We start from the raw sequence: 23966 nt of genomic DNA on the forward strand, positions 1-23966 counted from the left end.
ACATGACAGCAAAGTTTATCGACTTGGTTTCCCGTCAGACAAGCTGACAGGGGAAGGTGTGTCAATACCGCTGGTTTTCTAATTTGAAAACGTCGCTTCGGCGTGTGACAAGCACACGGGGGAGCAAACTTGTGGGTAATCAACAGCCAACAGGGACTGCCCCCCAAGTCCCGACAGGGACGACAGCCCCGTGCTGGTGGTGAAAACCACCGGCCACGCGCATAGAATTCCGAACCTGCCTCAATGAGAACGCACCAAACTGCCGATTGGTTGCAAACACCCCGACCACTCCTCCCCCACAATTAAGAACACTTCCATTGACTGCACTCGCGCCTGCTCCGATCCGTTTGGTTTCCTGGAACGTCAATGGGATCCGTGCGGCGATGAACAAGGGTCTGCGCGACTATCTCGAATCCGAGCAGCCCGAGATTGTCTGTTTGCAGGAGACCAAGGCGCGTCCTGAGCAAGTCGACACACAGTGGGCGGAATCATTGGGATACGAATTGCTATGGAATTCCGCCGACAAAGCGGGCTACAGCGGCACGTCGGTGTGGACGCGTCGCCCCATGAAAAAACACACACTTGGTATCGGCGCCGAGGAGCATGATCGCGAGGGCCGAGTCATTACCGCAACCTGGGACGATTTTCACCTGGTGAATGTCTACACCCCCAATTCGCAACGAGGCTTAGCGAGGCTGGATTACCGCTGCCGCTGGGACGCCGATTTCCTCGCCTACGTGCAGCGACTCAACCGCCGCAAACCTGTTCTCCTGTGCGGCGACCTGAACTGCGCTCATCAGGAAATCGATCTCGCCAACCCCAAAGCCAATCGCAAGAACGCTGGCTTTACCGATCAAGAGCGCAGCGGCTTGAACCTGATGGCGGAAGCTGGTTTTGTCGATTCCTTTCGGCACTTTGACGATTCACCCGGCCAATACACCTGGTGGACCTATCGCAGCAACGCTCGGGCGCGAAACATCGGCTGGCGTTTGGATTACTTCTGGGTCAGCAAGCGGTTCATGCCGCAGGTCGTCGGTGCCAGGATCCGAAATGAGATCCTCGGTTCGGATCACTGCCCGGTCGAGATCGATGTGCAGCTGCCCGACCGCCGGTCGTCTTGAGAAGCTTGCAGAATCGACTCCCACCTTCCTTAAAACTGGGACACGACGGTCCACGCGCCGGTGACCAACATGGCGGCGGCCGAGATCCACAACATCGCGTCCCACAGTCGCCCGGGGCGCAGCGGTTCGCTGACGAACTGATATCGGAAATACAGTGCAGCGCCAGCCAGCATCGGCAACATCACGCCTTGCGCCACACCACTGATCAGGACGAGCTGCGCGGGAGCGGGGAAGGCGACATAGATGATCCAGCAGAGGATGGGGAAGAAACCGCCCAGCCAGCGAATCCACTTCGCCCGCGTCGCTTCATCGCTATCGATCAGACCGACGATTCGCATCGCATCGGAGAACACCCGAGCATGTGCCGCCAACGCCACAAAGAACGTACTGTAGAGAACAGCAAAGGCACCGGCGAGGAAGATGACTGCTGCAGCGCTACCGAAGACGGGTTGATACATCACCGATAAGGTACGCACCAGCGTGTCTTTTTCCGGATTCAGCCCGATGCGGTGCAGCACACCTGCCCCCAACAAGTAGAACGCGACTGTTGCGAAGGTATAGAGCACCATCGCACCCCACGAATCGAGATGCATCACCCGCATCCAGCCCGACGCCCGAGCTGCCCAGGACGGCGACCCGTCGTCGGGACCGGTGAAGCGAGCGTAGCCTTTCTCTAGACACCAGTACGGGTAAACCACGAGCTCCGCCGCGCCAACGCCGATGATTCCAAAGGTGGCCAAGGCCGTCGCAATCGGCCGAGCATTCGTCGCAGTATCCGCCGCGGCAACATCCGGCAACTGCGGCCACAACCCGGCAGCGACCTCGGGCCAGGGAATCCCCCAGAACGGATCACTTTGCAACCAGATCGTATTGAGCACCGTCAACAGCGTGAACAAAATCACCAGCGCTGTCGATAGCGACTGGATCAGTCCATATCGGCCCACCATCAACATCAGACTGGTGACGACCGCCATCACGGCCGCCCACAGCACAGCATCGTAGGACTTCTTCGGCGGAGCGGCGGGCTCAGTAATCACGGAAGCTTCCAGAGCCGCGTCTGCTTGCTCGGCCAAGATCGCTTGTGTTGCTGCCTCGAAGGCGGCGCGCTGTTGGCGGTCGGCGTGGTCATTGTGGTCGCGGCCCGCCGAGGTCAGCGGCACACTGATCGCCAATGCCTGGCCAACGCCGCCGACAATCCCGCCGAGTTGACTGATGCTGGCCACCCACATCACGATCCAAAACCAAACCAACCAATTCCCCCGCCCCGCGATGCGAGGCCCGGGAACGAGGTCCAAGGCCGCGAGCGTCGTCTTGCCACTGATCAAGGTGTAACGCCCTAATTCAATTTGGGTAAAAACCTTGATGACACAGCCGAGCAAGATCAACCACAGCAGCGACATTCCCGCTTCGGCGCCCGTCTTGGTCGTCGCGATCAACTCGCCGCTACCGACAATCGATCCCGCCACAATCAGCCCCGGTCCGACGCAGCGTAGCATGCTGATCCAACGCGTCGGCGGATCAATCGGCTGGGGAGATGGTGCGGCGGGATGATTCATGGTGGGGGCTGAGAAGTGCGTCGAGATGATGCCGCAAACTGCACGGCCTATGCATTCTGCAGGCACCGTAGGTCATGACTTTGCAGGCGGATTCTGCGGTGGATGCGCCCGACCGAGCACTTGGCGCATCTGATCCGTATGCTACCACTAATAGCCAATCAGTGACTACAATAGCCACGTTAGCCTTCGTGCACGTTGGCTCGCCCCGCATTCTCTTAACTCGAATTTCCTCACCTGCCGACCATGCCTCATCCACTTCTGCTCCGGCTCACTTTCGCCTTGGGCGTCCTGCTGAGCGTCTGCTTCGCTACCCCTGCGACGGCCGCCGATCCCGCCTCGACTTCCGCAACCGCTTTCTCAGTTGAAAACGATCAACGGATTGCGGCCGTGGGGAACTGCTTGGCCGAGCGAATGAATCTGTTCGGTAATTTCGAGACGCGGCTGCAACTGCGGCAAGCTGGCCGAAATGTCCAGTTCCGGAACTTTGGATGGCCTGCCGACGAGGTACAGATCCGCCAGCGGCCCAACAATTACACCGAGATCGATGACCCGCTCAAAGTGTTCTCGCCCAACCTGTTTCTGTGCTTCTATGGGTTCAATGAGTCCTTTGCGGGCGATGACGCCGAATCCGTCGATGCCTTTCAGGAAGGCTACCGGCAATGGATCGCTGAGCTGAAGAAGACCTATGCGAGCGATGGGGATTCCGCTCGATTCGTGCTCGTCAGCCCCACGGCATTTGAGTCTCAATGGAACGACGATCCATTGCACAATCGGCTGCACCCCGACGCCGACAAACGCAACGCGAGCCTCGCGATTTACCGAGATGCGATCAAGGAACTCGCTGCCGAGGATGGACATCGCTATGTCGATCTATTCGACGCAACCCTGGCGGAATTCGGTAAACAAGATGGCCTGCAGTTTACCATCAACGGCGCGCACCTCAACGCGACTGGCGATCAACTGATGGGCAAACTGCTTGACGAATCCTTGTTCGGGAATGCCTCGTTGTCCGATGAGCAAAGCGATCGATATGAGCGAGTGCAAAAGTGGGTCAATGACAAGTCATGGCTGCACCAACAAGATTACCGGATGCTCAATGGATGGTATGTGTACGGTGGTCGCCGCACGTGGGACACCGAAACATTCCCCACCGAATACCGCAAGATCCGCGCCATGGTGGAGGTCCGAGATCAATACATTTGGGACCTCGTGGCGGGGCGTGACGTCGCCGACCAACCAGACGATTCGGGCACCGGCAGCGTCGTGGTGCCCGAGACAATGTTCGGAACGCGAGGCGAGAATTTCCGCAAGGGACGTGAACCCGAAGAACTCGTGTACCCCACGCCTGAAGAATCCATCGAGATGATGGACGTCCCCGAGGACTTCCGTGTCGAGTTATTTGCGTCGGAAAAAGATTTCCCCGAACTGGCCAACCCCAACCAAATCGCCTTTGACGCCAAAGGGCGTTTGTGGGTTTCCTGCATGCCGAACTACCCCCAGTGGCAACCGGGGGCGGAACGCCCCAGTGACCGATTGTTGATTCTAGAGGACACCGACGGCGACGGCCGCGCCGACAAGACAACAACGTTCTATGACAAGCTCATCTGTCCTACCGGATTCGAATTCGTAAACGGTGGCGTGATCGTCGTCGATGAACCCCGTATCCTGTTTCTCAAAGACACCGATGGGGATGACCAAGCCGATGAGGTGACTCAAATCGTCGACGGGATTGCGACTGGTGACACCCACCATGCGATGGGCGCGTGGGAACTGTCGCCCGGCGGACTGCTCTACATGCTCGAGGGCATCGCGGTATCGACCACCGTCGAAACACCTTGGGGAGCCTTCCGCAATCGCGATCGAGGGGGCGTGTATGTCTTCGATCCGATCAGCATGAAATTCCGCCACTTCATCACGCCTGGCTACGGCAACCCGTGGTGCCTGGTATTCGACGAGTGGGGCCAGGGAATTGTTGGCGATGGAACCAATGCGAAACAGCACTGGACGTCACCGCTGTCAGGTAAAGAGGTGAGCACGCGGAAAACGCTGCAACCCGTCTTCGATAATGAGGGCATGCGTCCCGCCGTGGGCAATGAGTTCCTCTTGTCGCGGCATCTGCCCGACTCGGTACAGGGGCAGTTCATCTACGCCTGCGTCATCAACATGCACGGCATGCCACGCTTCACACTCAAAGACGAAGCGGGCACTGCGGGCTATACCGGCGAGCGCATCGATGACCTACTCTCCTCGACCGATATGATCTTCCGCCCAGTCGACCCGAAAATCGGTCCCGATGGCGCCATCTGGTTCGGTGATTGGTGCAACGCCTTGATCGGGCACATGCAGTACTCTCAACGGGACCCGAATCGCGATCACACGCACGGCCGGGTTTTCCGTATGGTTTACGACAAAAAACCGCTGCTTGAGAAAGCTGATTTCGATGGCGCCTCTGCCACCGAACTGCTCGAGCAGTTAGACGTCCCCGAACTCCGCACCCGCTACCGCGTGCGACGCGAACTGCGGGAACGCCCAAGAGCAGAAGCAATGGAAGCGTTGCAGGCTTGGGTTGCGGACACCAGCGATGCCCGACGACTTTGCGAAGCGATGTGGGTCCAAGAAAGCTTCCGCGATCTCGATCCAGAATTGATCAGCCGGATCCTGCAGCACGACGACTTCCACGCCCGGGCCGCCGCCATTCACGCGGTTTCCAACGAGATGGAGAGGTTCCCGCAGGCCTTCGAAGTCATCTCTGCAGCCGTCCGGGACCCGCACCCTCGCGTACGGCTCGAAGCCATCCGCGCCCTGAGCTTTTTCCCCACCGAAGAAGCCATGGTCGCTGCCCTCTCGGTCATCCAGCAGCCGCGGGATTACTGGATCGAGTACACCCTCGAACACACCCTGCACGCGATGAAACCGGTATGGTCGGGACGCGAAAAGGACGACACATTCCTAGTATCAGCCACGGATGAATCCAAACGCTACTTTCAACTCTACTTGGCACTGAGCGGCCCGGGGGGCGAAGCGGTCCGGCCGCTGCACGTCGCCGAAGACGTCGACGCCAGCATGCAGGATCGGAAAGCGGCCATTGCAAAGCTGGCTGGCATTCGAGGTGGCAATGCCGCCCGTGGCGAAGGAGTCTTCAAACAGGTCTGCTCGGCATGCCACCAAATCGGTGATCTAGGCAAACCGTTCGGCCCCGATCTCAGTGACATCGGCACCCGCTACGACGCTAAGAAAATTGTGCAGTCGATCATCATGCCCAACGAAGAAATTGCCAAGGGATTTGAGACCGTGATGCTCTTGGACTACGACGGCATCACCCACACTGGCTTCATTCTCAAGGAAGACGCCGACTCGATCACGCTCGGGATCGCCGACGGCAAAGAAGACATTGTCTCGAAGGATGAAATCGAAATCCGCAAGGACATGAAGTCGAGTTCGATGCCGGAAGGACTGATCGGGACGATCGCCCCCATCGAATTCCTCGACTTGGTGTCCTATCTCCAGACTCAAAAGGACGCCAAGCGAGTGAGCGAAAAGGGCAGCGGAAAGCACTCTCAATGGGTGCGGACCGAGTACCGCAACCCACCGCCACTGCGAGAACACGCCGGTGCTCAAGAGATTTCCCGGGATGCTTGGCTATCACTCGGCCCCAATTTCTCAAATTCCAACTGGAACGAAGAGAACCATCTGTTTCTCTCGCATGCAGCCCCGTCGAACTTTGATTTCACCTTCCATTCGGACCACGATACAGACTCCCCTTACGTGACCATCCGATTGGCAGAGGACCACGAGATCAGCCACCTGTACCTACGCAATCGCGAGAGCAGGCAGTTCCACAACCGGGCCGATGGGCTGAGCGTGTGGATCAGCAATGATGACGTGGACTATCAAAAAGTATGGTCGTCCGAAAAGCCTCAAAGCGAATGGATGATCGACTTCCCCGAGGGCACCCACGCCCGCTACATCCGCATCGGCCTAGCCGGCACCGGCACGTTCCACCTGGAGCAAGCGGTTGTGTTCGGATCGCCGTAGGCGAGCGCGCTATTCGCGGTGGACGTCAGCCGTCCGACTCAAGAGTCGGATAGGCATAGTCGAAATAGTTTTCTCGACGCACCCATCTGAGCAGCACCGGTGACGACCGAACAGCGGCCTGGTGAAAGTCGAAACCGCGACGATAAACGCGATGAAATCGTGCTTGCATCTCATCGAGTTCTTTCGGTGGTAACAGCGTACGTTTCCAATAGCTCGCCCAACGGCGGGCAATCGAAATCTTGCGGGGCACCTTTTCGACAGGGTCCTCGCCTTGGCGAATTTGCGTGTAGGAATCGCAGACTCCTTGGTAAAACGACCGCTGATCAAAGTACTCCGGTGTCATGCGTTGAGCACCAATGTGATGCCATACAAGCGCATCGGGATGATAGACCGCCCGGTGTCCAGCGGCAGCAATTTTGTGACTCAACCCCGTCTCTCCATCGCCCTGAAAGTGCTGCATCGATTTGGGCACACAATCGGGATGGAACCCACCGTACTGGCGCAGGGCCGAGCGACGAATCGCGTAGTTCAAACCCCAGACGAAATCTGGATGGATCGTCGTGACAGAATTCGTGTTCAACTCCAGCAGACTGAGCTGGGCCATTTGCCGGCCACCATCAGGCGTCGGTTGCCAGCAGCGGTGAAGCCACTCCGGAGGTTCGGCCGCAAACTCGGGCAGACTCGGTCCGCCAGCGAGCACGACCTCGGGATCGGCAAAGACACTCGACAACGCCGTCATCCATCCCGGAGCGACCGTGATGTCATCGTCGATGAAGACGAGCAGCTCACCGGATGACTCATCGGCTCCTCGATGACGCCCCGACAGCAAACCGGGAACCTCGTCATAAACGATCTTCAAATGCAAACAATCATACTGCTGAGCAACACGATCGTAGTTTGCTCGATCATCCCGTCGATCTCGCTCCGACAACCCGTTCTGAACCACGATCACTTCCTCGGGACAATCTTGAAGCGCTGCGAGTGATTGCAAAGTCTGGTCGATACATCGCAGCGTTTTGACGGTCGGGATGATTACAGAACGTTTCATGAGATATCGAATTCCTGGATCTGGACCACGCATGTCCCCTGGCCAGCTTGCCCGGCAGGAAGCAAAAGTTTTTGAGCCAACCGGGGAAGGGCGCACGGTCATCCGTTCATTCTAACTTCAAAACGTCCGCTCCTGCTGGGCAGGCCAGCAGGGGGCGTCAGTCCGCCGGAAGCACGCATGTCCCCTGGCCGGCTTGTCCGGCAGGAACAAACGTTTTGTGATTAGCTTTGTTGCGGCCAATCCCCAATCGCTCCCCTGGCCAGCTTGCCTGGCAGGAAGCAAAAGTCCATCTCATCTACGCAACGCACGAACGTCGTACTCACTAAACGTACCTGCATAAAACCCATGCTGCCAGATCGCATTCTGGCCCATGGTGTAGGCAGTGTTGTTCATGATTGCCAATGCAATCTCCGCCGGGCTTTCTTCGATATTGCCTCGCATTGCCACATGTAGATGATCGGGCATCCACGCACGAGCCGCCAGTCGGTGATGATGCTTCTTCGCTGTTGCAACAAGCGATCGATCCAGTGCCTCGAAATCCCGCTGCCTGCGATATCGAACACGATTGGAAGTCACCAAGACGATATGCACGTCGTACCAATAGCGGCCACTAATCGATTCGCTCGGTTGATCCAGGGCAACGCTAGAATCCAATGTCGTGAAGCGTTTGAGCATCGCAGCGAATCTCGGATCGACAAACTTCTCCCTGTCGACCTGCTGCGAGACGTATTCTTCAACCTCGGCAGTATGGTTGGCGCCGATCCCTCGAAAAGCGACTTTCCGGCTAAACTTCACCGTGTTTCTTGCCAAACGAAGAGCATGCTGCAATCGTCCTTTGGCGCGGGACACACACAACACCGGTGAAACGGTTGGAATGGCTGAAAAACCGAGTTGAACCTGGGATCGCTCCCAAGCAGTCGACAGATGCTTCAAATTGTCCGTTGCCCATTGTTCGTCAAGTTGCCTGAAAAAGTCGTCATCTGGCTGCGACGGGAACGCACTACCTCCTGCAGGCCAGCCGGTCCACGTGTAGCGAAGGTGATAGGCTGGCCGTGTGTTTTCAAGCACATAGATTGGTTTGGGCATGGTAGAAACTTTCCTTTCCGGTTGGACAAGCCAACCGGGGAGGGGCGCACAGTCACCCGTTCATTCTAACTTCAAAACGTCCGCTCCTGCCGGGCAAGCCAGCAGGGGGCGTCAGTCGACCGGAAACACACATGTCCCCTCGCCGGCTCGCCCGGCAGGAACAAACGTTTTGCGATTAGCTTCGTCGCCGCCAATCCCCAATCGCTCCCCTGGCCAGCTTGCCTGGCAGGAAGCAAAAGTTCTTGAGCCAACCGGGGAGGAGCGCACGGACATCCGTTCATTCTAACTTCAAAACGTCCGCTCCTGCTGGGCAAGCCAGCAGGGGGCGTCAGTCGACCGAAAACACACATGTCCCCTCGCCGGCTTGCCCGGCAGGAACAAACGTTTTGTGATTAGCTTCGTCGCCGCCAAGCCCCAATCGCTCCCCTGGCCAGCTTGCCTGGCAGGAAGCAAAAGTTTTTGAGCCAACCGGGGAGGGGCGCACAGTCACCCGTTCATTCTAACTTCAAAACGTCCGCTCCTGCTGGGCAAGCCAGCAGGGGGCCAACTCCGCGCGTCGCCAGCCTATCCTACGTGTGCCCAGAATAAATTCGGCAGGCGGCCAACGTCAGAGGCGATCGGCTGGATCGATTCATCCACCACGCGTTGGACTCCCGCGGCCCACCCGACGTCATGCATGACCACCGTCGCGCGATCACTCAGGTGCGGTGACCAGCTATCCCAATCGAGCTTCACACCGTCGTATTCGTGGTCGCCATCGATGAATAGCATATCGATCGGCAGGTCGAAATCTTTGGCTGCTTCATCACTTCTTTGACGAATCGCGCGGATGTTGGAACGGTACGACTGAGTGTTGCGGGAGAATTCCGCGAACGTGTCTCGGTTGCCTTCGGGCATCGCGTCATTGAGCCACGTGTCGACGCAGTGCAGTTGGCAGGCAGGTACTGCGGTGCGGGCAGCCCGAGCCATGAAGGAGCTCGACGCACCGAGATACGAGCCGACTTCGACGATCACCTTCGGCTTGGTTTCGCGAACCAGTCGATAGAGTGCTAACTTTTCCGGGCCGGTCATGTCGGTGGCGATCTTGTCAGCCTGGCGCAATCCGTGGCTCCAGATAAACGCGTCATATTTTAAAGCGTCCCAGACGCCGATTAAGCTATTCTTCAGCAAAGTCCATCTCCTCCTGAAAATGAAAGTCCTGACGACTTTCGCAACCGTAGGGAGTATACTTCGCCCTGCCTCCGTTCGCAGCCGCACGATCCATTTGCCGTTTTTATGTCCATCGCCATTCGTCTGGAAAGCCTTGGAAAACTCTATCGGCTCGGGGGCATCGGTACCGGCACGCTCTCGAGTGACCTGAGCCGGACATGGGCAAAGCTCCAGGGCAAGCCTGATCCGTTGGCCAAGATCGACGATTCTTCTCATCACTCGAAGCATAGCGATCAAACCGTTTGGGCGCTGCGGGATTTTACGCTAGACGTCCCTCAAGGCACCATTTTGGGGATCGTGGGACGCAATGGTGCGGGCAAATCGACGCTGCTGAAGATGCTCTCGCGAATCACCGCGCCGACGACGGGTCAGATTTGTGTGAAGGGTCGGATCGCGAGTCTTCTCGAGGTAGGCACCGGGTTCCATCCCGAGCTAACTGGTCGCGAAAACATCTATCTCAATGGCGCGATCCTCGGCATGTCGCGACAAGAGATCACCTCGCGGCTCGACGAGATTGTCGAGTTTTCGGGATGCGAGCGGTTCATTCACACGCCGGTCAAGCGATACAGCAGTGGCATGACGGTGCGGCTCGGATTCGCGGTAGCTGCGTATTTGGAGTGTGAAATCCTCGTTGTCGACGAGGTCCTGGCGGTGGGCGATATGGAATTTCAGCGAAAATGCATTGGACGAATGCGTGATGTTGCTCAATCGGGGCGAACCGTTTTGTTCGTAAGTCACAACCTGGGATCGATCGAAACCCTCTGCAGCGATGCCATTCGAATCGATCACGGCAGGCTCACCGATCAAGGTTCGCCGACGGAGGTCGTGCAGCGATATCTCGATGCGGAAGCCAACGACACGCAGCAGAAGTTATCCTCGAACGCGTCGCGTCATATCAAGTCGGTGCGACTGCTCAATGACAACGACGATCCCCGAGACCGTTTTCTCGTAGACGACACGGTCATTTTCGAAGCAGAGTTGACGGCGGACATGGATCTGGATGACCCTCGTTTTGGATTTGTGATCTCCAAACCGGGCGTCGGGCGGATTGCGACCCTGCACACCGACGTTCAGTATAGTTCGCGATGGTCGGTATCCGGATCCACGCGTGTCCGCGCGATCTGGAGAAACATCCCCTTGAATGTGGGCCAATACAGAGTGGATGCCTCCCTGTGGCGTCACGATCGGGAGCTGGAAACCCTACTGGGCTGCGCCCAATTCGATATCGAAATGCGAGATGTCTACGGCACGGGATCGCTGCCTGATCCGCACTACCAAGGACATGTAGTGCCCGACGCCTCCTGGGAAATTAGCAATGAGAGTGCCGCCCGATGAAGACGCATGACCCGGTCACCCAACTTGATTTCAACGCCATCGATTGGTCCCCGCATTCTTTTGAGGATCCAGGCGGCCGCCTGTTCTGGAAAGATGATCGTGTTTTTCGCGCCCTCCGTGGAGAATCGGCCGAGGCGTTCTGCCGCTTGGAGGACGCAGGGCTGCTCGATGAGATGCCACAGTGGAACGTCGTTAAAACCTGGCGATCGGACTTGCAGATCGATGGCTACGATCTGGTGGTCGAGCACGAGAAGCTGCCTCCGAGCCCACTGGTCAGCGAGTGGTCGCCTGCCATGCTTCGTGACGCAGCGCTGTTGTTCTGCGACCTCACCGAGCGGTTGGCGGGGCAGGATCTGCAGCTCCAAGATAGCCATGGCTGGAACATGATGTTCGACAACGCGACCCTCCGCTACATCGACTTCTCCTCGATCATTCCACTCGCAGATGGCGAGCCCTGGAAACCGCTCAATGAGTTCCTCAATTGTTTCTTGCATCCGTTGCAGTTGATTGATGCGCATGCTGCCGAGTACGCATTTTTCTTGCTCGGCCGCGACAACTGGGTGCCGTTGGAAGCAACCATCCCGCGATGGACCTCGCTTCAGTTTGAATGGACGCGGCGACGCAAGCAACGAGAGTGCGCCAAGCTGTTTGCCATCAATGACCGAGGCGGCCCAGACGCGGCTATTGAATTGGCCCGAAGTCTCAAGCGAAAGATTGAGAAGTGTTCACTCCCTCGGCCCCAGACACGCTGGTCCGATTATGCCGGCTCGTTCCCCAAATCCGGTGCCGACCCACAAGCCGACTGGAACGAGAAACAGCGAAGTGTTGCGAAAATACTCAATTCGCTCAGCGGTGGGACGGTGCTCGACGTGGGTTGCAACACGGGCTGGTACAGCATTCTGGCAGCGCAACTCGGGCTGAAAACCATCAGCATGGATACCGACCGGACCTGCATCGATGCCCTGTATCGGTACACCCGGGAGCACCAGCTCGCAATCACTCCAGTCGTCGGTTCATTCTTCAGCCCTGCGATTGCCCACGGCCCCCGTTTCTACGACCCTCTCGAGAAACGGTTTCAAGCTGACCACACGCTCATGCTAGCCCTAGCGCATCACTTGTTCTTCAAACAAGGCTACGAGGTGTCGACGATTGTGGAGGTCGCTGCCTCGGTGACACGGAAGACACTCGTCCTCGAACACGTGCCCAGCGACGATTACTGGATCGAGCAATGGAACGTGCCCCACCGTCAGGCCGACTATGCGATCGAGGTTTGGCGGGAGGCCCTCCAACGGTTCTTCACGAACATCGAATCCTATCCCAGCGAACGTTCACACGAATCATCTGACGTTCAACGAACGATTTTAGTGGCAACGCGATAGTAACATCGGAGCGAAAAAAGTTGTCGCTCGCCCTGGACTCCATTACCCTATCTATTGAGAATATTCCTCTCTGCGCCTGTTCCGCCCAGCCACCCACGGGGTGGGGGCGAGGTTTAGACGCCGCTTTTCAACCTTTTCGTCACGCCGATCTCTTTTCGCTGGCCAAAAAAATCATGATTCCTTCTAGTCGCCTCACTCTCCGCATTGCTCTACCGCTGCTGTTGTTTGTCGCAACACTTAATTTCGGGGCACTGGATTTGACCACGGCGCAGGCGTATTCCGTCGACGATGCCATCGTGGTCAACATGGTCGAGGGTGGGATGGCCAATATGCTGGCCAACACCAAAACCAAGCCATTTTACGCTCTCGACCTGACCTATTCTGGGGGCCATGGCGAGCTCTGTCTGGCAGGGTATGCGGTCATGAAGGTACACCACGATAAAAACAACGCTGTCGTCCGCCGGGGCGTCGATGCGGCGCTCGCGTTCCTGAAAATGCTCAACAACGCCCAGCAACGGAACTTCTTGGGCTCCGAGAACAAGACGCTCTACACTGTTTCAGCAGCCGTGCTGGTGCTCGCTGAGGTAGACCGCAAAAAGTATCGCCCCCAACTAAAGCTGTACGAAAAGTACCTCCGTCAGGACCGGGAATCGTTTGGCGGATATGCATACCCGGGGGACCGCAAGGGCGATGTCTCGCAAACCCAGTATGCGATTTTGGCGTTGTGGACACTCGATCGGGCGGGCATCGCCGTGGACTACAAAGGCATCCAGGCCACGATCGGTTGGTTGCTACGGGTACAGGACCCGGGCGGTGGATGGCCGTACCTCGGCGAAGACCCCGGTAGCAAAACTCGTATCAAGCAAGGCGGCGTCACGCCCTCGATGGCCGTTGCCGGGGGCAGCGCATTGATGATCGCCGCCGACATTCTCGAGGTCTGGGGCGGAGCCATGGACGAAGACAAGACCGGTATCGTGGGACTGCCCGAAGCCGTCAAGTTGTTCCAGGAAGATTTGGTCGAAGATGAAACCTCTTCGGACAAACCCTCCTACGATCCCACAGCGATTCGTCAGTCCATCGAGGATTGCCAACGCTACCTCAGCAACAGCAAGAACTCGGTCGATCCGGGAAAAGTGACTTCCCAGTGGCCGTACTACCAGCTCTATACCCTGGAACGTTACGAAAGCTTCCGGGAAGTCATCATGGGTGATGACTATCGCGAAATGAGCGGCTGGTACGACATCGGTGTCAACTACCTCAAAGCGCAGGAACAGAAAGGCAAAGGTTGGCCGGGACGCTCCTACACCACTAGCTCCGTGTCGAGCGCCTTCGCCATGCTATTCCTCATCCGCGGTACCAAGAAGGCGATCGAACAGGAAGCCGAGGGAGCGTTGGCCGGTGGGCAAGGACTACCGGGCGATACCACGAAAATTCGCGTCGACGGAACCCAGATCAAAGGTGAACCGGTCGCCGAAGCGGTTACTGACCTGCTCGATATGCTCGAGGGGGATGATCCCAATGCGCTCGAAGGAAAATCGCTGCCCGAGGACATGCAACTCCCGCAGGACCCGAAAACTCGCAGGGCACAAATTGGGCGGCTCGAGCGGCTTGTTCGAGGTTCATCTTCTTATCAAGCCCGCCGTGTGGCCGCGCGGGTCCTCGGACAAAGCGACGAAATACGCGTCGTCCCCTCTCTGATCTTTGCGCTCGATGACCGCGACACGCAGGTCCGCACCTACGCTCGCGATGGGCTGCGATTTATCAGCCGCAAATTCGAAGGGTTCGGCATGAAGATCGAGCCGGGCGAGAAGCAAAACTATGGCGAACTGCGTAAAGCGCAACGGGAATGGCGGAATTGGTATCTGACCATGGACCCCGGCTATGTGTTCCTCACCCAGTAGCCTCACGTCACGCTCTAACCCCTTTGCCAGTCGGTTTGTGAGGCCAGGGGCACTCGCGTTTCGCGGCGTCGATGGCGGCGCGGGAGCGGAGCAAAGCAGCGACGAGCCGCAGCATAATTTTGCCGAGAGATTGATCGCCCGGCTGCGTGAGGCTCGCTGTGGCGTGATCGTTGGTAATCACGGCACCGGAAAATCGACACTGCTGCGTGAGCTCGCCGGGCCACTCGATCGCGAGATGTCCGGTGGCGTTTGGGTGCAGCTGACCCAGAGCCACGGGTACCGGGAGACGCTGAATAACGTACGCACGCTGGGGCGGCTCCAACGCTCCGTCGCCCGCGGCGGCGTCTTCGTGATCGACGGGGCGGAACAGGTACCGAGATTCCTACGCAGTTGGATCGCCCATCGCTGCCGGCGGGGGGGGCAGTTCGCGCTCGTGACGAGCCACCATGAACTCGCCGGCTTCGAAACGCTCTATCACACCGAACTCTCGCCCGAATTGATCAACGAACTGCTCGGTGAGCTGCTCGCTCCTGAGAAGAACGACATAGACCCTGCACTTCACACCCAATTGCGAAACCACCTGCAGACCCGAGATCTCCGCGAGGTTAGCAATCTGCGGGATCTGTGGGACGAGCTGTACGATGTCGCCCAAGCCTATTCAAATTACTGAAGGCGGCCGGCTCGTGTTGGACTGAGCGGGTTCGCGATCCGGCTGCGGCCTGATTGCCGATCGAGTATTCTGCGGATTTCGGTTAGGATGCTGGTCTGCCGAAAGTCGAGCTCAAATGATTCACGAGCATGGTGACCGCCCTCTCGCCTGAGACGACTTTCGCTGTGAGAGTTGGCGTTTTTTCACCGACTGACTTCCCGACTTAGGAACCTCTTTCATGGCCGTTCGTCTTAGCGTTCTGATGCTCCATCCGCCCGGGGGTGGATCGACATGGCATGCTCACAGCGACGATATGCTCGGACACCTACTCGGTCGTCCGGGCCTCGACGTGACCTTGCTCGAGCGATTGCCCCGGTCCGGTGAGGACTCGACCGAAACGCTGGCGTTGGAATCGATCGGTGGCCATATCGCCTGCCTGGCGTGGCAGGATGCAGCGGATGTGCTAGCGGATCTCGACCGCGCCGGCCGGCCGATGGTGCGCCGCCCGCATGCCGGTGACCCGGACTGCGACCAGGAACTCGCTGAGCCAGAATCGGCACCACCAGGACGGATATACTTTTTTGATATGCGGCGGCGCGGCGATGCCGAGGCCGTTCTCACTGAACTGCACAAGCTGTTGCAGACGCTGCAGGTATCGACATTTCAAATTGCCTCCGCATCCCAACCAGGGGGCGCACCAAAGGCGAAAGAAACAGTGTCTGCTCCGCACCGCAGCCCGCAACCGGTCTCGCCCCCACCTCGGCCAAAACGATCTGAGACTCGCTCCGCAACACCTACAGCGCCCCCAGCGGACGATCTCGATCGGCTCGTCGATGAACTCGACGCGTTCGACGGCTAGAATGGATCTCGCCTGCTATCGATTACCCACAATCCAAACCTAGACACTGCTTCTCCTGTGACCAAACCGAACGACGGCAACCCATCCGACTCTGCAGAGCCAGCCCCTGGCGATCCCATCGATTCCGAAGCCAACCCGGCCTCTCCCGACGACAGTGGTAGCGATGGGATTGCTGATGAGAGTAAAGACGAGGGGCCGGGATGTCTGCCCGCGATCGTAGCGGGAACGCTGCTCATGGGCATTGCCGCTGCGATCCTCTGCGGAGTGACGACTTGGATTCTCTTTCAGAAACGATCCGAGATCGCCGTCCGCACACTCCAAGGCTTCGTTCCCGTGATCGAACAGAGCCTGCTCGATCCGGACGACAAGGCGGAGGTGCTAAAACAATTTGAATCATTGATTCAAGAGATGAGTGCCCCCGACTACCCACCCGCGAGCGCCGCCGCAATCATGCAGCGAGTGGTTCGGCTGCCGATCCCGCACTGGGGGGAACTCGATGCCGTGGAGGTCTACGTCCAAGAGAATTACGAGGATGCGGAGCGGGAGCAAGCGCTCGTTGAAATATCGCGGGTTCGCCGCGCTATCCAAGCCGGCCAAGCCACTGTGTTCGATGTCGTCGATGTGCTCGAACCGGTTGCCGTCATCAATGATGAGACAGGCAGCCGCACGATCAAATCAAAACTAACTCCCCAAGATGTTGATCAAGTGATCGTACGTGCAAAACTACTGGGCGACCGGGCGAAGATCGAAGATAAAAAGTACCCTCGGATCGAGATGTCCACGATCCTGCGTCAAGAGATTCAGGCGGCCAAAACCGAGGGCGGATTTTAAAAGCCTCTCCGAAAAGGCTCTCACTACAGGTGCGTCAGGGTGATGCGATGATGACCTTTCCCCAATACGGATTGATGCCTCGTTGGCCTGAGAATGGCCAGGGGTTCATCCACCCCGATGACGTTTCAATCGTCAGCCGGCTGATCCCGAGTGAACGCGTCTTGCGGCGAAACTCTTTCGACGGGCGCTACTACCACTACACCTATGGCGAGTTTGCGTTTCGCTTGTTGCCATGCATGTGGCTGCCGATCACCGCCGAGGGGCTCGATATCGGCGATGAAGTTGAAACGTTGGGGGTGGGGATGGAGCGAGATTTGTTTGTCGGCGTAATCACAGGCATGTACTACGTCCGCCGCAAGGGCCGCATTCTGTACCGGCTGCGGCGTGCTGAGCAAACACAAAGGCGTCTCTATCTGAGAGAGCACCTGCGTTTACTGTCGGAAAAACAAGTGGTCCGGCCAGGCGAAATCGAACACCCGACGCCGACTTGGAACGGGTCCGGTGATCGAATCACCGACTGGTGAGTGACTTTGCCGATTGCAGCGACCAGCGAATCTGCGGGCCTTGTGCGTCGGCCAGTTTTTTTTCACAGGTTTCCTGCTGGCCCCTGCCGATACCACTTGATGCGGCATCGGATGTGCCGCATGGAATTCAACGGCAGTCGCGTCCATGATTGGACGCCATTGCACTCAGGCCAGGGAAACGGCCTCTTTCCGTTCCCTTTGTGTCACGATACATTTCGTATCCGAACGAAATAGTGGCACCTCTCTCTTTTGCCTGAGGTCGCTAACGATGAATGTTGAAGCTCTTCACACTGCTTTTGGAATCGCGTTTACCTTCGTGTGGTTAATTGTCGGTCAGATTATCGTCGATGGGAATTGATCTTCCCGTCGGCTGCCACGCCTAAACGATAGCGACTTGACCGGAAAGGACGCCGTGTGACCAACTCTACTTCCACCTCGCCCCTATCCGCCGAGTCAACCGCCGACCAAGGCTACCGGCTCCTACTGATGCGGCATGCCAAGAGCGATTGGTCGGACGGTGATTTGACTGACCATAATCGCCCCTTGAATGACCGAGGGTTGCGAGATGCTCCCACGATGGCACGTTGGCTGGCCGAGTCGGGAGTACTGCCGGACCAGATTCTCTGTTCCTCTGCGGCCCGGACGCAGCAGACGGCGGCTCTGATGCAGTCCTATTGGGAGAACACAAAACAGGAAACAGCCAAGCTGCAAGTTCTCCCGCAGCTCTACCTCTCGCCGGCTGAGACGATTCTAGAAACCGTCCAAGAACTGGGTGCGGGTTTCGGTGATGCGGATGCTCAGAAACCGAGGACCATTTTGGTGCTCGCCCACAATCCAGGGATCAGCCACGCGGCATCGAGTCTGCTGGGGCACCCGACAGGGCTGCCAACGGCGGCGCTGGTCGTCCTGCAGTGTCTTGTCTCAGGTTGGGCGGAACCTCTCACCAGCGAAAACACTCAGTTGATCGTGGAGATGACTCCCAAATCCATTCAACGCGACGGCTGGCGTCCGGCATGAAATTGGCGTTGGTTTGCTTGGCGATCATCGCTCATTTCGGGTTGCGGCTGTCTGCGTACAACCGCATCAATTCATTGGCGTGGCCGCGGCGGACCATCAAACGCATCGTCAAACTGATGTTCGTCGAGACTTGGTTGACGCCGGTGATCATCGGGTTGATCTACTCTCGATCATTCCGCTCGCTTGCCACAGGTGATTTTGTCTGGAAGGAACTCCCCTGGGCACTCCGCGCCTACGGAATCCTGTGCTTGATCTTAGGGGCAGGGCTGTTCGCCCTGTGGCTCCTGTGGCGTCCGCTATTTGGCATCGAACATGCCGATGCTCGCCGGTCGAGCCGCATGGAACGGGCGACAGCAGAAGACATCGACCGCTTCGCCAGGACCCCCAAGTGTCGCTGGGCAGCGAAAATCCCCGGCAACCAACTGCTCGATCTTTCCATCGACTCGGTCGAACTGCCGGTTCCTCGGTTGCCGCGCGAGTTGGATGGATATCGGATCGCCCACTTGTCCGACATCCACCTGACCGGCCATCTGCATCGAGCATACACGGCGCGAGTGATCGAGCGGGCGCTGGCCTTCCGCCCAGAGATGTTTGCGTTGACGGGCGATATTGTTGATGCACAGGAGTGTGTTTCTTGGTTGCCCGAATTGTTCCAGCCTGCGACAGCACCAGACGGCAGTTTCTTCATCTTGGGGAACCACGACACCCGTGTCTCAGATCCCAACGACATCCGGGAGCAGATGTCGGCGGTGGGCTGGACCGATGTAGGCGGTCGTTGCCAGCCGGCCTCACTGCGGGGCGTTGATATCACGATGATGGGCAACGAGTGGCCCTGGTTCGGCCGCCCCGCTCCCGCGGAGATCGAGGCCGTGACGGCAAAAAATCCCGAACGGGCACTGAAGATCTGTTTAAGCCATAGCCCCGATCAGTTCGATTGGGCGCGGCGGCACGACGTTGACCTACTGATGTGCGGACACACCCACGGCGGGCAGGGTCGATTGCCTTTGGCCGGCCCCATCCTCAGTCCGAGTTGGCATGGCACGCGGTGGGCATCGGGCGATTTCTACCGCGCCCCGACAACCATGCACGTCTCGCGAGGACTCGGCGGCGTGCACCTGATGCGAATTCACTGCCGACCAGAACTGTCACTGCTGACCTTGAAAGCGGCTTAGAAACGCGGGGGTAATAGGTGCTCGGTCGATCGGATTCGAGGGACTCGTTGCCTCGTCCACTACGACAGAAATGGATCGTGCGGTGCTTAGCTGTGCACGGAACGCGGCTGTTCACTTGGCTTGGGTCAACATGTGTGCGACCGCGGCAGTGAGTTCCTCAAAGGTCCCTGCGGTATACGTTCTCTCCACCGCGATGCGCTGCATCGATTCTTGCATTTCAAACGGCCTGCCTTGCGGGAGCTCTACCGATGCAAAAGCATCTTTGGCCGGGATACCAAAAACGCTGAACTTGTCCGCATCTACGTCCATCACGCGATCCTCGTGCATATTCGGAGGCAACAGCTGCGCAGTCGTATCGGCCAGTTTCATTCCAGGACCAGCCGGTGCCCCTCGAGGCGATGGATCGATCAACCACACCAGGGTCCCGACGTTGCCATTTTTTGGGAAGACCCAGATGTAGTGCCGCACGATCATCTCCCGGTGCTCGCCCCCGATCAAGAACACGGCAGGTGCGTCGACGAGCATGCTGTGGCTCGTCCGTGCAACCTGTTCGATACGTTTGAGCGATGCCACATTTCCCTCGAGAACGCCCCGTCCGATCAAAGAGAGGTTGCCACCCAACTCGCTCTCGGTGTCCGGCGTGATGACAGTGTTTTTTCCCTTGATTGCCATGGAAAAACCGATTGCAACCTTGTCGAGCACGAACCTGCCATCGGGTCCCTGCTGTGTGTTGGCGAGCATGGCGAGATTAAAAAACTCAGCATAGTAACGCACAGTGTCCGAGATCGACGCCACATCACCACCGGTCAATTGGACCCGAACAAACGACAGCAGGTTGGACCAACCGGGAGGTGATTGGTTCTCAATCTGGGTTCCTGGCGGGATCGTGGCGAGCGGTTGACGCTGGAAACTCAGCCGCGTCGCGGCAGGCCGAGAGGCTGGGTCGGCCATCGCCGATGGCATTGCTGCCACAGCAACCAATAGGGTGCCAAAACTCAGCACTGCAAGGCGGTGCGCGCCGACGGTAGCAAACGATCGCATTGAGGAGTTCCTAAGTCTCGGGCGTTGAACAAGACATCGTAGTGGACCAGACGACGAGTCCCCAGGAAAACGGACTCGTTGCCTGGACTTTAAAAGATGCGGCGGCTTGAGTATTTTCTGCGTTGCATACACCTCTATCCCCCGTATACGAAAACCATCGAATCCATGCAACGCTCACTGATCCTCCTTAAACCCGATTGTGTCCAACGCCGCTTGATCGGTGAAGTCCTGTCCCGTTTCGAAGCCAAGGGACTGCAGATCGTCGGCTTGAAGATGCTGCAAGTCACCCCGGAATTGTCGCGTCAGCATTACGCTGAACACGTCGAAAAACCGTTCTATCAATCTCTCGAGGATTTCATCACCTCGGCGCCGGTCGTGGCAGTGGCACTCGAAGGGCTCCAGGCGATCGGCGTGGTCCGGGAGATGCTCGGCGCCACCAACGGACTGCAAGCCGCCCCGGGCACCCTGCGTGGCGATTTCAGCAGCAGCCGTCAAATGAACCTGGTCCACGCAAGCGACTCCGAAGCCTCTGCAGAGCGTGAACTCGGATTGTACTTCCAGCCAGAAGAAATCTGTGACTACTCACTCTGTCTCACCGGATTCATGCGCACCGACGACGAGTGAGTTGGATTTCGGTTAGGTTATGGTTGGACATTCCCTCCATCCCCCTTTCCGAGAGCTCTCCATGCGAAATCGATTCCTCTATCGCCGCATTCGTGTCTCGCGTTCGCTCACCACTGGTGCGGCCCTTGCGATGGCGTGTTTCTTTGCTCACTACTCACCGGCGGTAGGGCAGGCCCCCACGCCCGGCGCCGGCGGCTACGCCGCTGGGCTTCCCGCCAATGCTGCCGGGGCAGCGGCCAATGAGGTGACCAAATTCAGTGGGAAGCTCAAGGACGCCCGCGGCAACGTGATCGTGGTCACGCGGGAGGACGGGACAGATTGCATGGTGCAGTTCCCCGACGAGATCACATCGTTGAAGTTCAGTGCGGCGGCCGTTCCCGGCTACCTCCGCCGAGGCACCCCCGTTCGCTTCGCGATGGCGATCGGACCCAATGGGGCCCCGATCAGCCCCGTGGAGAAGATTGAGATTTTCGCCCCGCTCGGTCCCGGCGCCGTCCCCCGCAATCAAACCGCTCAGTTCACACCGGGTGTGCACCAAGCCGGTCGCCAGGCTCGTCAACGAGGCGCCACGCCGGGAGGCCGCGTCGACGTGGTCGGTACCCTGCTGATGATCACGCCCCAAGGAGCCCTTGCCGTCCAAGCGGGGAACACTCCGGTAAAAACAATGGTTGCCCCCAACGCTGAGATTGAGATTCAAATGAATAATCTCTCACTCGCACAAGCCGGAGACGAGGTCGAGGTGGAAGGGTTTTACAATCCACCTGATGAAACCAAGGTAAAGGCCCAACGGATCAAGATCACCACCGATCGGGTGATCGGCGAAGCGCCGGCCCAACCCAATCGCAAAGAACGCTCCAAACGAAACAAAAACGCCCTACCAACGGACCAGCCCGATCCGACCGCCGACGGCGAAGCAGGCCCAGCGACACCCGGGCAAATCCCCACCGCGACCGACACACCTACCCCCTAAGACGAACACTCCCCATGCTCCTCAACCAGCTCATTCATCCTGAAATCTCCGCGATTCTTGCAGCCTCCGGGCATCACAGCACGATCCTTATCGCCGACGGGAACTACCCCGCGCTGAACAAGCGTGGGCCGCATGCCAAACTCGTCAGCATGAACCTCTCGCCCGGTTTGATCACCTGCAACCAAGCCTTGCAGGCCCTGTTATCGGCTGTCCCGGTGGAAGCAGCGATGACGATGCAAACAGAGACCGAGGGCCCTTACGCACTCGATGGCGACCCGCCCGTCTGGGATGACTACCGCAAATCGCTCGCTGCCGCAGGCTCAGAGGTCGTGCTGCAACCACTCGAAAAATGGGCGTTCTATGACCAAGTCATCACGCCCGACCATGTCCTCACGATCCAAACCGGCGATCAACAACGCTACGCAAATCTTTTGCTGAACATCGGCGTACGAATGGATTAAGCCCATTCGAAGTTGGCTCATGTGTCTCGCCACTTATCCGGTGGTGTTCGCTTGCGATCGAACCATCGGCTATTTTCTTCAACGCCCTCGGCGAGCTGCCTCTGCTAAACGCCGAGCCACCACGCTCCCAGTGAGATCCAGATTGGGATGAGGACGAGGCCGGCCAGTGACGTTGAGAGCACGACCCGCAGGGCAGTTGCCGTATCCCCATGATAGAGTCTCGTCAGCACAATCGGGAATACGGCCGAAGACATCGCCGCTTGCAACAGCAGCACATGTTTCATGTCGGTTTGGATCGCCCACGCTCCCGCCACACTGAGCATGATCACCGGCATCAGTAGCTGGCGAAATCCAATCGAAAGAAAGATCACCGGAGCTGCCCCGGTCCACTGCGCCGCACGGAGGAAATCAATGATGATCGCGCCGCTGAGCAGCAAGCCCATCGGGATCGACGCACCTGCTAGGAGATGAATCGATTTCATCAGGGAGGAAGGAATCAACGTGTCCCAGCCGAGCGTGCGAATCGAAAGAGCGATCGCAACGGCAATCAAAGGCGCACTGGTCAGTGCGCGGAGGATTTTCCCCATCCACCCCAAACGCAAGAAACCCCGTGGCGGAGGAGCACTGGGCTGCTCAGCCGCATGAACGGGCGAGTTGCCACCGGAGATGATCGCGATCCCCACACTCCATAAAGCCAGATCAACACCCACGTTGTGCAAAATCAGCTCGACCTCGGCACTCGGATAGAAAATTTGCGACAGTGGCAGTGGAATGTATCCGTAATTGGCGATGCCGGCGCAGATCGCGAAAGCGCGTTGTTGAGCATCCGTTTTCAGACCCATCCACGGACCGATGCACCGGGCGATCGCCCATGCCAAGAGCAGCCCGCAGGTGGTCAGGCCAAAACCGAATACCGGGGGCACCCAAGCCGTCGAGAGTGCGTCGAGCGAATCATCATTGAGGATGCGGTCGAGAAAGAGCGCAGGCATCAGCACATTGGCGGTAATCTTGGCCAGCGAAAAGTCAGCTTCGCGAGACAGCCATTTCTGCGACCGGCAGAACGCGCCGATACCAATGATCAGAAACACGCCCAGCACACTGCCGACGATCTGCGTGAACTGCATCCAAAAGGGGGCGTGGGCGATATC

20 protein-coding genes are annotated in these 23966 nt (G+C 58.2%); 14 read left to right on the top strand and 6 right to left on the bottom strand.

Translation table 11 applies throughout. From position 1 onward, the window contains the following. The first annotated feature begins 317 nt into the window (after positions 1–317). The gene (locus CA85_RS17805) at positions 318–1121 is read left to right on the top strand and encodes an exodeoxyribonuclease III (protein WP_246112927.1); all 804 of its coding nucleotides are present in this window, start codon (positions 318–320) and stop codon (positions 1119–1121) included. Between the two features lie 29 nt (positions 1122–1150). On the opposite strand, the gene CA85_RS17810 is transcribed toward CA85_RS17805, so the two are convergent. After that, positions 1151–2677, bottom strand: a complete 1527-nt coding sequence (locus CA85_RS17810) for an Nramp family divalent metal transporter (RefSeq protein ID WP_146392698.1) — start codon at positions 2675–2677, stop codon at positions 1151–1153. 243 nt (positions 2678–2920) lie between these two features. On the opposite strand from CA85_RS17810, the gene CA85_RS17815 reads away from it, so the two are divergent. Then, positions 2921–6712: a PVC-type heme-binding CxxCH protein gene (locus CA85_RS17815; protein ID WP_146392699.1), complete on the top strand. Its 3792-nt coding sequence runs from the start codon at positions 2921–2923 to the stop codon at positions 6710–6712. A gap of 25 nt (positions 6713–6737) precedes the next feature. On the opposite strand, the gene CA85_RS17820 is transcribed toward CA85_RS17815, so the two are convergent. The 3 genes from CA85_RS17820 to CA85_RS17830 all read right to left on the bottom strand — a co-directional run bounded on the left by CA85_RS17820 (position 6738) and on the right by CA85_RS17830 (position 10016). Continuing rightward, entirely contained in the window at positions 6738–7760 is a 1023-nt protein-coding gene (locus CA85_RS17820; RefSeq protein ID WP_186775027.1) for a glycosyltransferase, read from the bottom strand. Between the two features lie 291 nt (positions 7761–8051). Next, positions 8052–8846: a transposase gene (locus CA85_RS17825; RefSeq protein ID WP_146392701.1), complete on the bottom strand. Its 795-nt coding sequence runs from the start codon at positions 8844–8846 to the stop codon at positions 8052–8054. Between the two features lie 564 nt (positions 8847–9410). Next, the gene (locus tag CA85_RS17830) at positions 9411–10016 is read right to left on the bottom strand and encodes a class I SAM-dependent methyltransferase (RefSeq protein WP_146392702.1); all 606 of its coding nucleotides are present in this window, start codon (positions 10014–10016) and stop codon (positions 9411–9413) included. A 105-nt stretch (positions 10017–10121) separates the two neighbouring features. Here CA85_RS17830 and CA85_RS25040 point away from each other — a divergent pair, with 105 nt between their 5' ends. The 9 genes from CA85_RS25040 to CA85_RS17875 all read left to right on the top strand — a co-directional run bounded on the left by CA85_RS25040 (position 10122) and on the right by CA85_RS17875 (position 19722). Continuing rightward, positions 10122–11390: an ABC transporter ATP-binding protein gene (locus CA85_RS25040; RefSeq protein WP_186775028.1), complete on the top strand. Its 1269-nt coding sequence runs from the start codon at positions 10122–10124 to the stop codon at positions 11388–11390. Then, positions 11387–12769 carry a methyltransferase domain-containing protein gene (locus tag CA85_RS17840; RefSeq protein WP_146392703.1) on the top strand — a complete coding sequence of 461 codons (1383 nt, stop codon included), beginning with the start codon at positions 11387–11389 and terminating at the stop codon, positions 12767–12769. The genes CA85_RS25040 and CA85_RS17840 overlap by 4 nt, the downstream gene beginning before the upstream one ends. 173 nt (positions 12770–12942) lie before the next feature. Further along, on the top strand, positions 12943–14670 hold the full coding sequence (locus CA85_RS17845; protein ID WP_146392704.1) for a prenyltransferase/squalene oxidase repeat-containing protein: 1728 nt from the start codon (positions 12943–12945) through the stop codon (positions 14668–14670). Then, on the top strand, positions 14651–15340 hold the full coding sequence (locus CA85_RS17850; RefSeq protein WP_146392705.1) for an ATP-binding protein: 690 nt from the start codon (positions 14651–14653) through the stop codon (positions 15338–15340). Before CA85_RS17845 ends, CA85_RS17850 begins: the two co-directional genes overlap by 20 nt. Positions 15341–15557: 217 nt before the next feature. After that, positions 15558–16178 carry a hypothetical protein gene (locus CA85_RS17855; RefSeq protein WP_186775029.1) on the top strand — a complete coding sequence of 207 codons (621 nt, stop codon included), beginning with the start codon at positions 15558–15560 and terminating at the stop codon, positions 16176–16178. A gap of 57 nt (positions 16179–16235) precedes the next feature. Beyond that, on the top strand, positions 16236–17009 hold the full coding sequence (locus CA85_RS17860; protein ID WP_246112928.1) for a hypothetical protein: 774 nt from the start codon (positions 16236–16238) through the stop codon (positions 17007–17009). 47 nt (positions 17010–17056) lie between these two features. Continuing rightward, complete coding sequence (locus CA85_RS17865) at positions 17057–17533, top strand: hypothetical protein (protein WP_146392706.1); 477 nt, start codon at positions 17057–17059, stop codon at positions 17531–17533. Between the two features lie 414 nt (positions 17534–17947). Next, complete coding sequence (locus CA85_RS17870) at positions 17948–18550, top strand: SixA phosphatase family protein (protein ID WP_246112929.1); 603 nt, start codon at positions 17948–17950, stop codon at positions 18548–18550. After that, positions 18547–19722, top strand: a complete 1176-nt coding sequence (locus CA85_RS17875; RefSeq protein ID WP_146392707.1) for a metallophosphoesterase — start codon at positions 18547–18549, stop codon at positions 19720–19722. Before CA85_RS17870 ends, CA85_RS17875 begins: the two co-directional genes overlap by 4 nt. 111 nt (positions 19723–19833) lie before the next feature. Here CA85_RS17875 and CA85_RS17880 read toward each other — a convergent pair whose 3' ends face one another. Further along, positions 19834–20763 (bottom strand): pyruvate kinase, encoded by a 930-nt coding sequence (locus CA85_RS17880; RefSeq protein ID WP_146392708.1) that lies wholly within the window; start codon positions 20761–20763, stop codon positions 19834–19836. A 165-nt stretch (positions 20764–20928) separates the two neighbouring features. Between CA85_RS17880 and ndk the strand changes: the two genes are divergently transcribed. The 3 genes from ndk (at position 20929) to CA85_RS17895 (ending at position 22818) form a co-directional block, all read left to right on the top strand. After that, on the top strand, positions 20929–21387 hold the full coding sequence (gene ndk, locus CA85_RS17885) for a nucleoside-diphosphate kinase (RefSeq protein WP_146392709.1): 459 nt from the start codon (positions 20929–20931) through the stop codon (positions 21385–21387). Between the two features lie 61 nt (positions 21388–21448). Further along, on the top strand, positions 21449–22357 hold the full coding sequence (locus CA85_RS17890) for a hypothetical protein (RefSeq protein WP_146392710.1): 909 nt from the start codon (positions 21449–21451) through the stop codon (positions 22355–22357). A 14-nt stretch (positions 22358–22371) separates the two neighbouring features. Next, positions 22372–22818, top strand: coding sequence for an RbsD/FucU family protein (locus tag CA85_RS17895; RefSeq protein WP_146392711.1), 447 nt, complete (start codon positions 22372–22374; stop codon positions 22816–22818). A gap of 104 nt (positions 22819–22922) precedes the next feature. On the opposite strand, the gene CA85_RS17900 is transcribed toward CA85_RS17895, so the two are convergent. After that, complete coding sequence (locus tag CA85_RS17900; RefSeq protein ID WP_146392765.1) at positions 22923–23942, bottom strand: AEC family transporter; 1020 nt, start codon at positions 23940–23942, stop codon at positions 22923–22925. Positions 23943–23966: the final 24 nt, after the last annotated feature.

It is taken from the genome of Allorhodopirellula solitaria (assembly GCF_007859855.1).
GTDB classification, from domain to species: domain Bacteria; phylum Planctomycetota; class Planctomycetia; order Pirellulales; family Pirellulaceae; genus Rhodopirellula; species Rhodopirellula solitaria.

Coding starts and splice junctions, on each gene's coding strand:
- ndk (WP_146392709.1), top strand. CDS start 20,929: ATGCAACGCTCACTGATCCTCCTTAAACCCGATTGTGTCCAACGCCGC.
- CA85_RS17820 (WP_186775027.1), bottom strand. CDS start 7,760: ATGAAACGTTCTGTAATCATCCCGACCGTCAAAACGCTGCGATGTATC.
- CA85_RS17815 (WP_146392699.1), top strand. CDS start 2,921: ATGCCTCATCCACTTCTGCTCCGGCTCACTTTCGCCTTGGGCGTCCTG.
- CA85_RS17825 (WP_146392701.1), bottom strand. CDS start 8,846: ATGCCCAAACCAATCTATGTGCTTGAAAACACACGGCCAGCCTATCAC.
- CA85_RS17855 (WP_186775029.1), top strand. CDS start 15,558: ATGGCCGTTCGTCTTAGCGTTCTGATGCTCCATCCGCCCGGGGGTGGA.
- CA85_RS17900 (WP_146392765.1), bottom strand. CDS start 23,942: ATGCAGTTCACGCAGATCGTCGGCAGTGTGCTGGGCGTGTTTCTGATC.
- CA85_RS17840 (WP_146392703.1), top strand. CDS start 11,387: ATGAAGACGCATGACCCGGTCACCCAACTTGATTTCAACGCCATCGAT.
- CA85_RS17875 (WP_146392707.1), top strand. CDS start 18,547: ATGAAATTGGCGTTGGTTTGCTTGGCGATCATCGCTCATTTCGGGTTG.
- CA85_RS17810 (WP_146392698.1), bottom strand. CDS start 2,677: ATGAATCATCCCGCCGCACCATCTCCCCAGCCGATTGATCCGCCGACG.
- CA85_RS17880 (WP_146392708.1), bottom strand. CDS start 20,763: ATGCGATCGTTTGCTACCGTCGGCGCGCACCGCCTTGCAGTGCTGAGT.
- CA85_RS17850 (WP_146392705.1), top strand. CDS start 14,651: ATGTGTTCCTCACCCAGTAGCCTCACGTCACGCTCTAACCCCTTTGCC.
- CA85_RS17895 (WP_146392711.1), top strand. CDS start 22,372: ATGCTCCTCAACCAGCTCATTCATCCTGAAATCTCCGCGATTCTTGCA.
- CA85_RS17845 (WP_146392704.1), top strand. CDS start 12,943: ATGATTCCTTCTAGTCGCCTCACTCTCCGCATTGCTCTACCGCTGCTG.
- CA85_RS17890 (WP_146392710.1), top strand. CDS start 21,449: ATGCGAAATCGATTCCTCTATCGCCGCATTCGTGTCTCGCGTTCGCTC.
- CA85_RS17865 (WP_146392706.1), top strand. CDS start 17,057: ATGATGACCTTTCCCCAATACGGATTGATGCCTCGTTGGCCTGAGAAT.
- CA85_RS25040 (WP_186775028.1), top strand. CDS start 10,122: ATGTCCATCGCCATTCGTCTGGAAAGCCTTGGAAAACTCTATCGGCTC.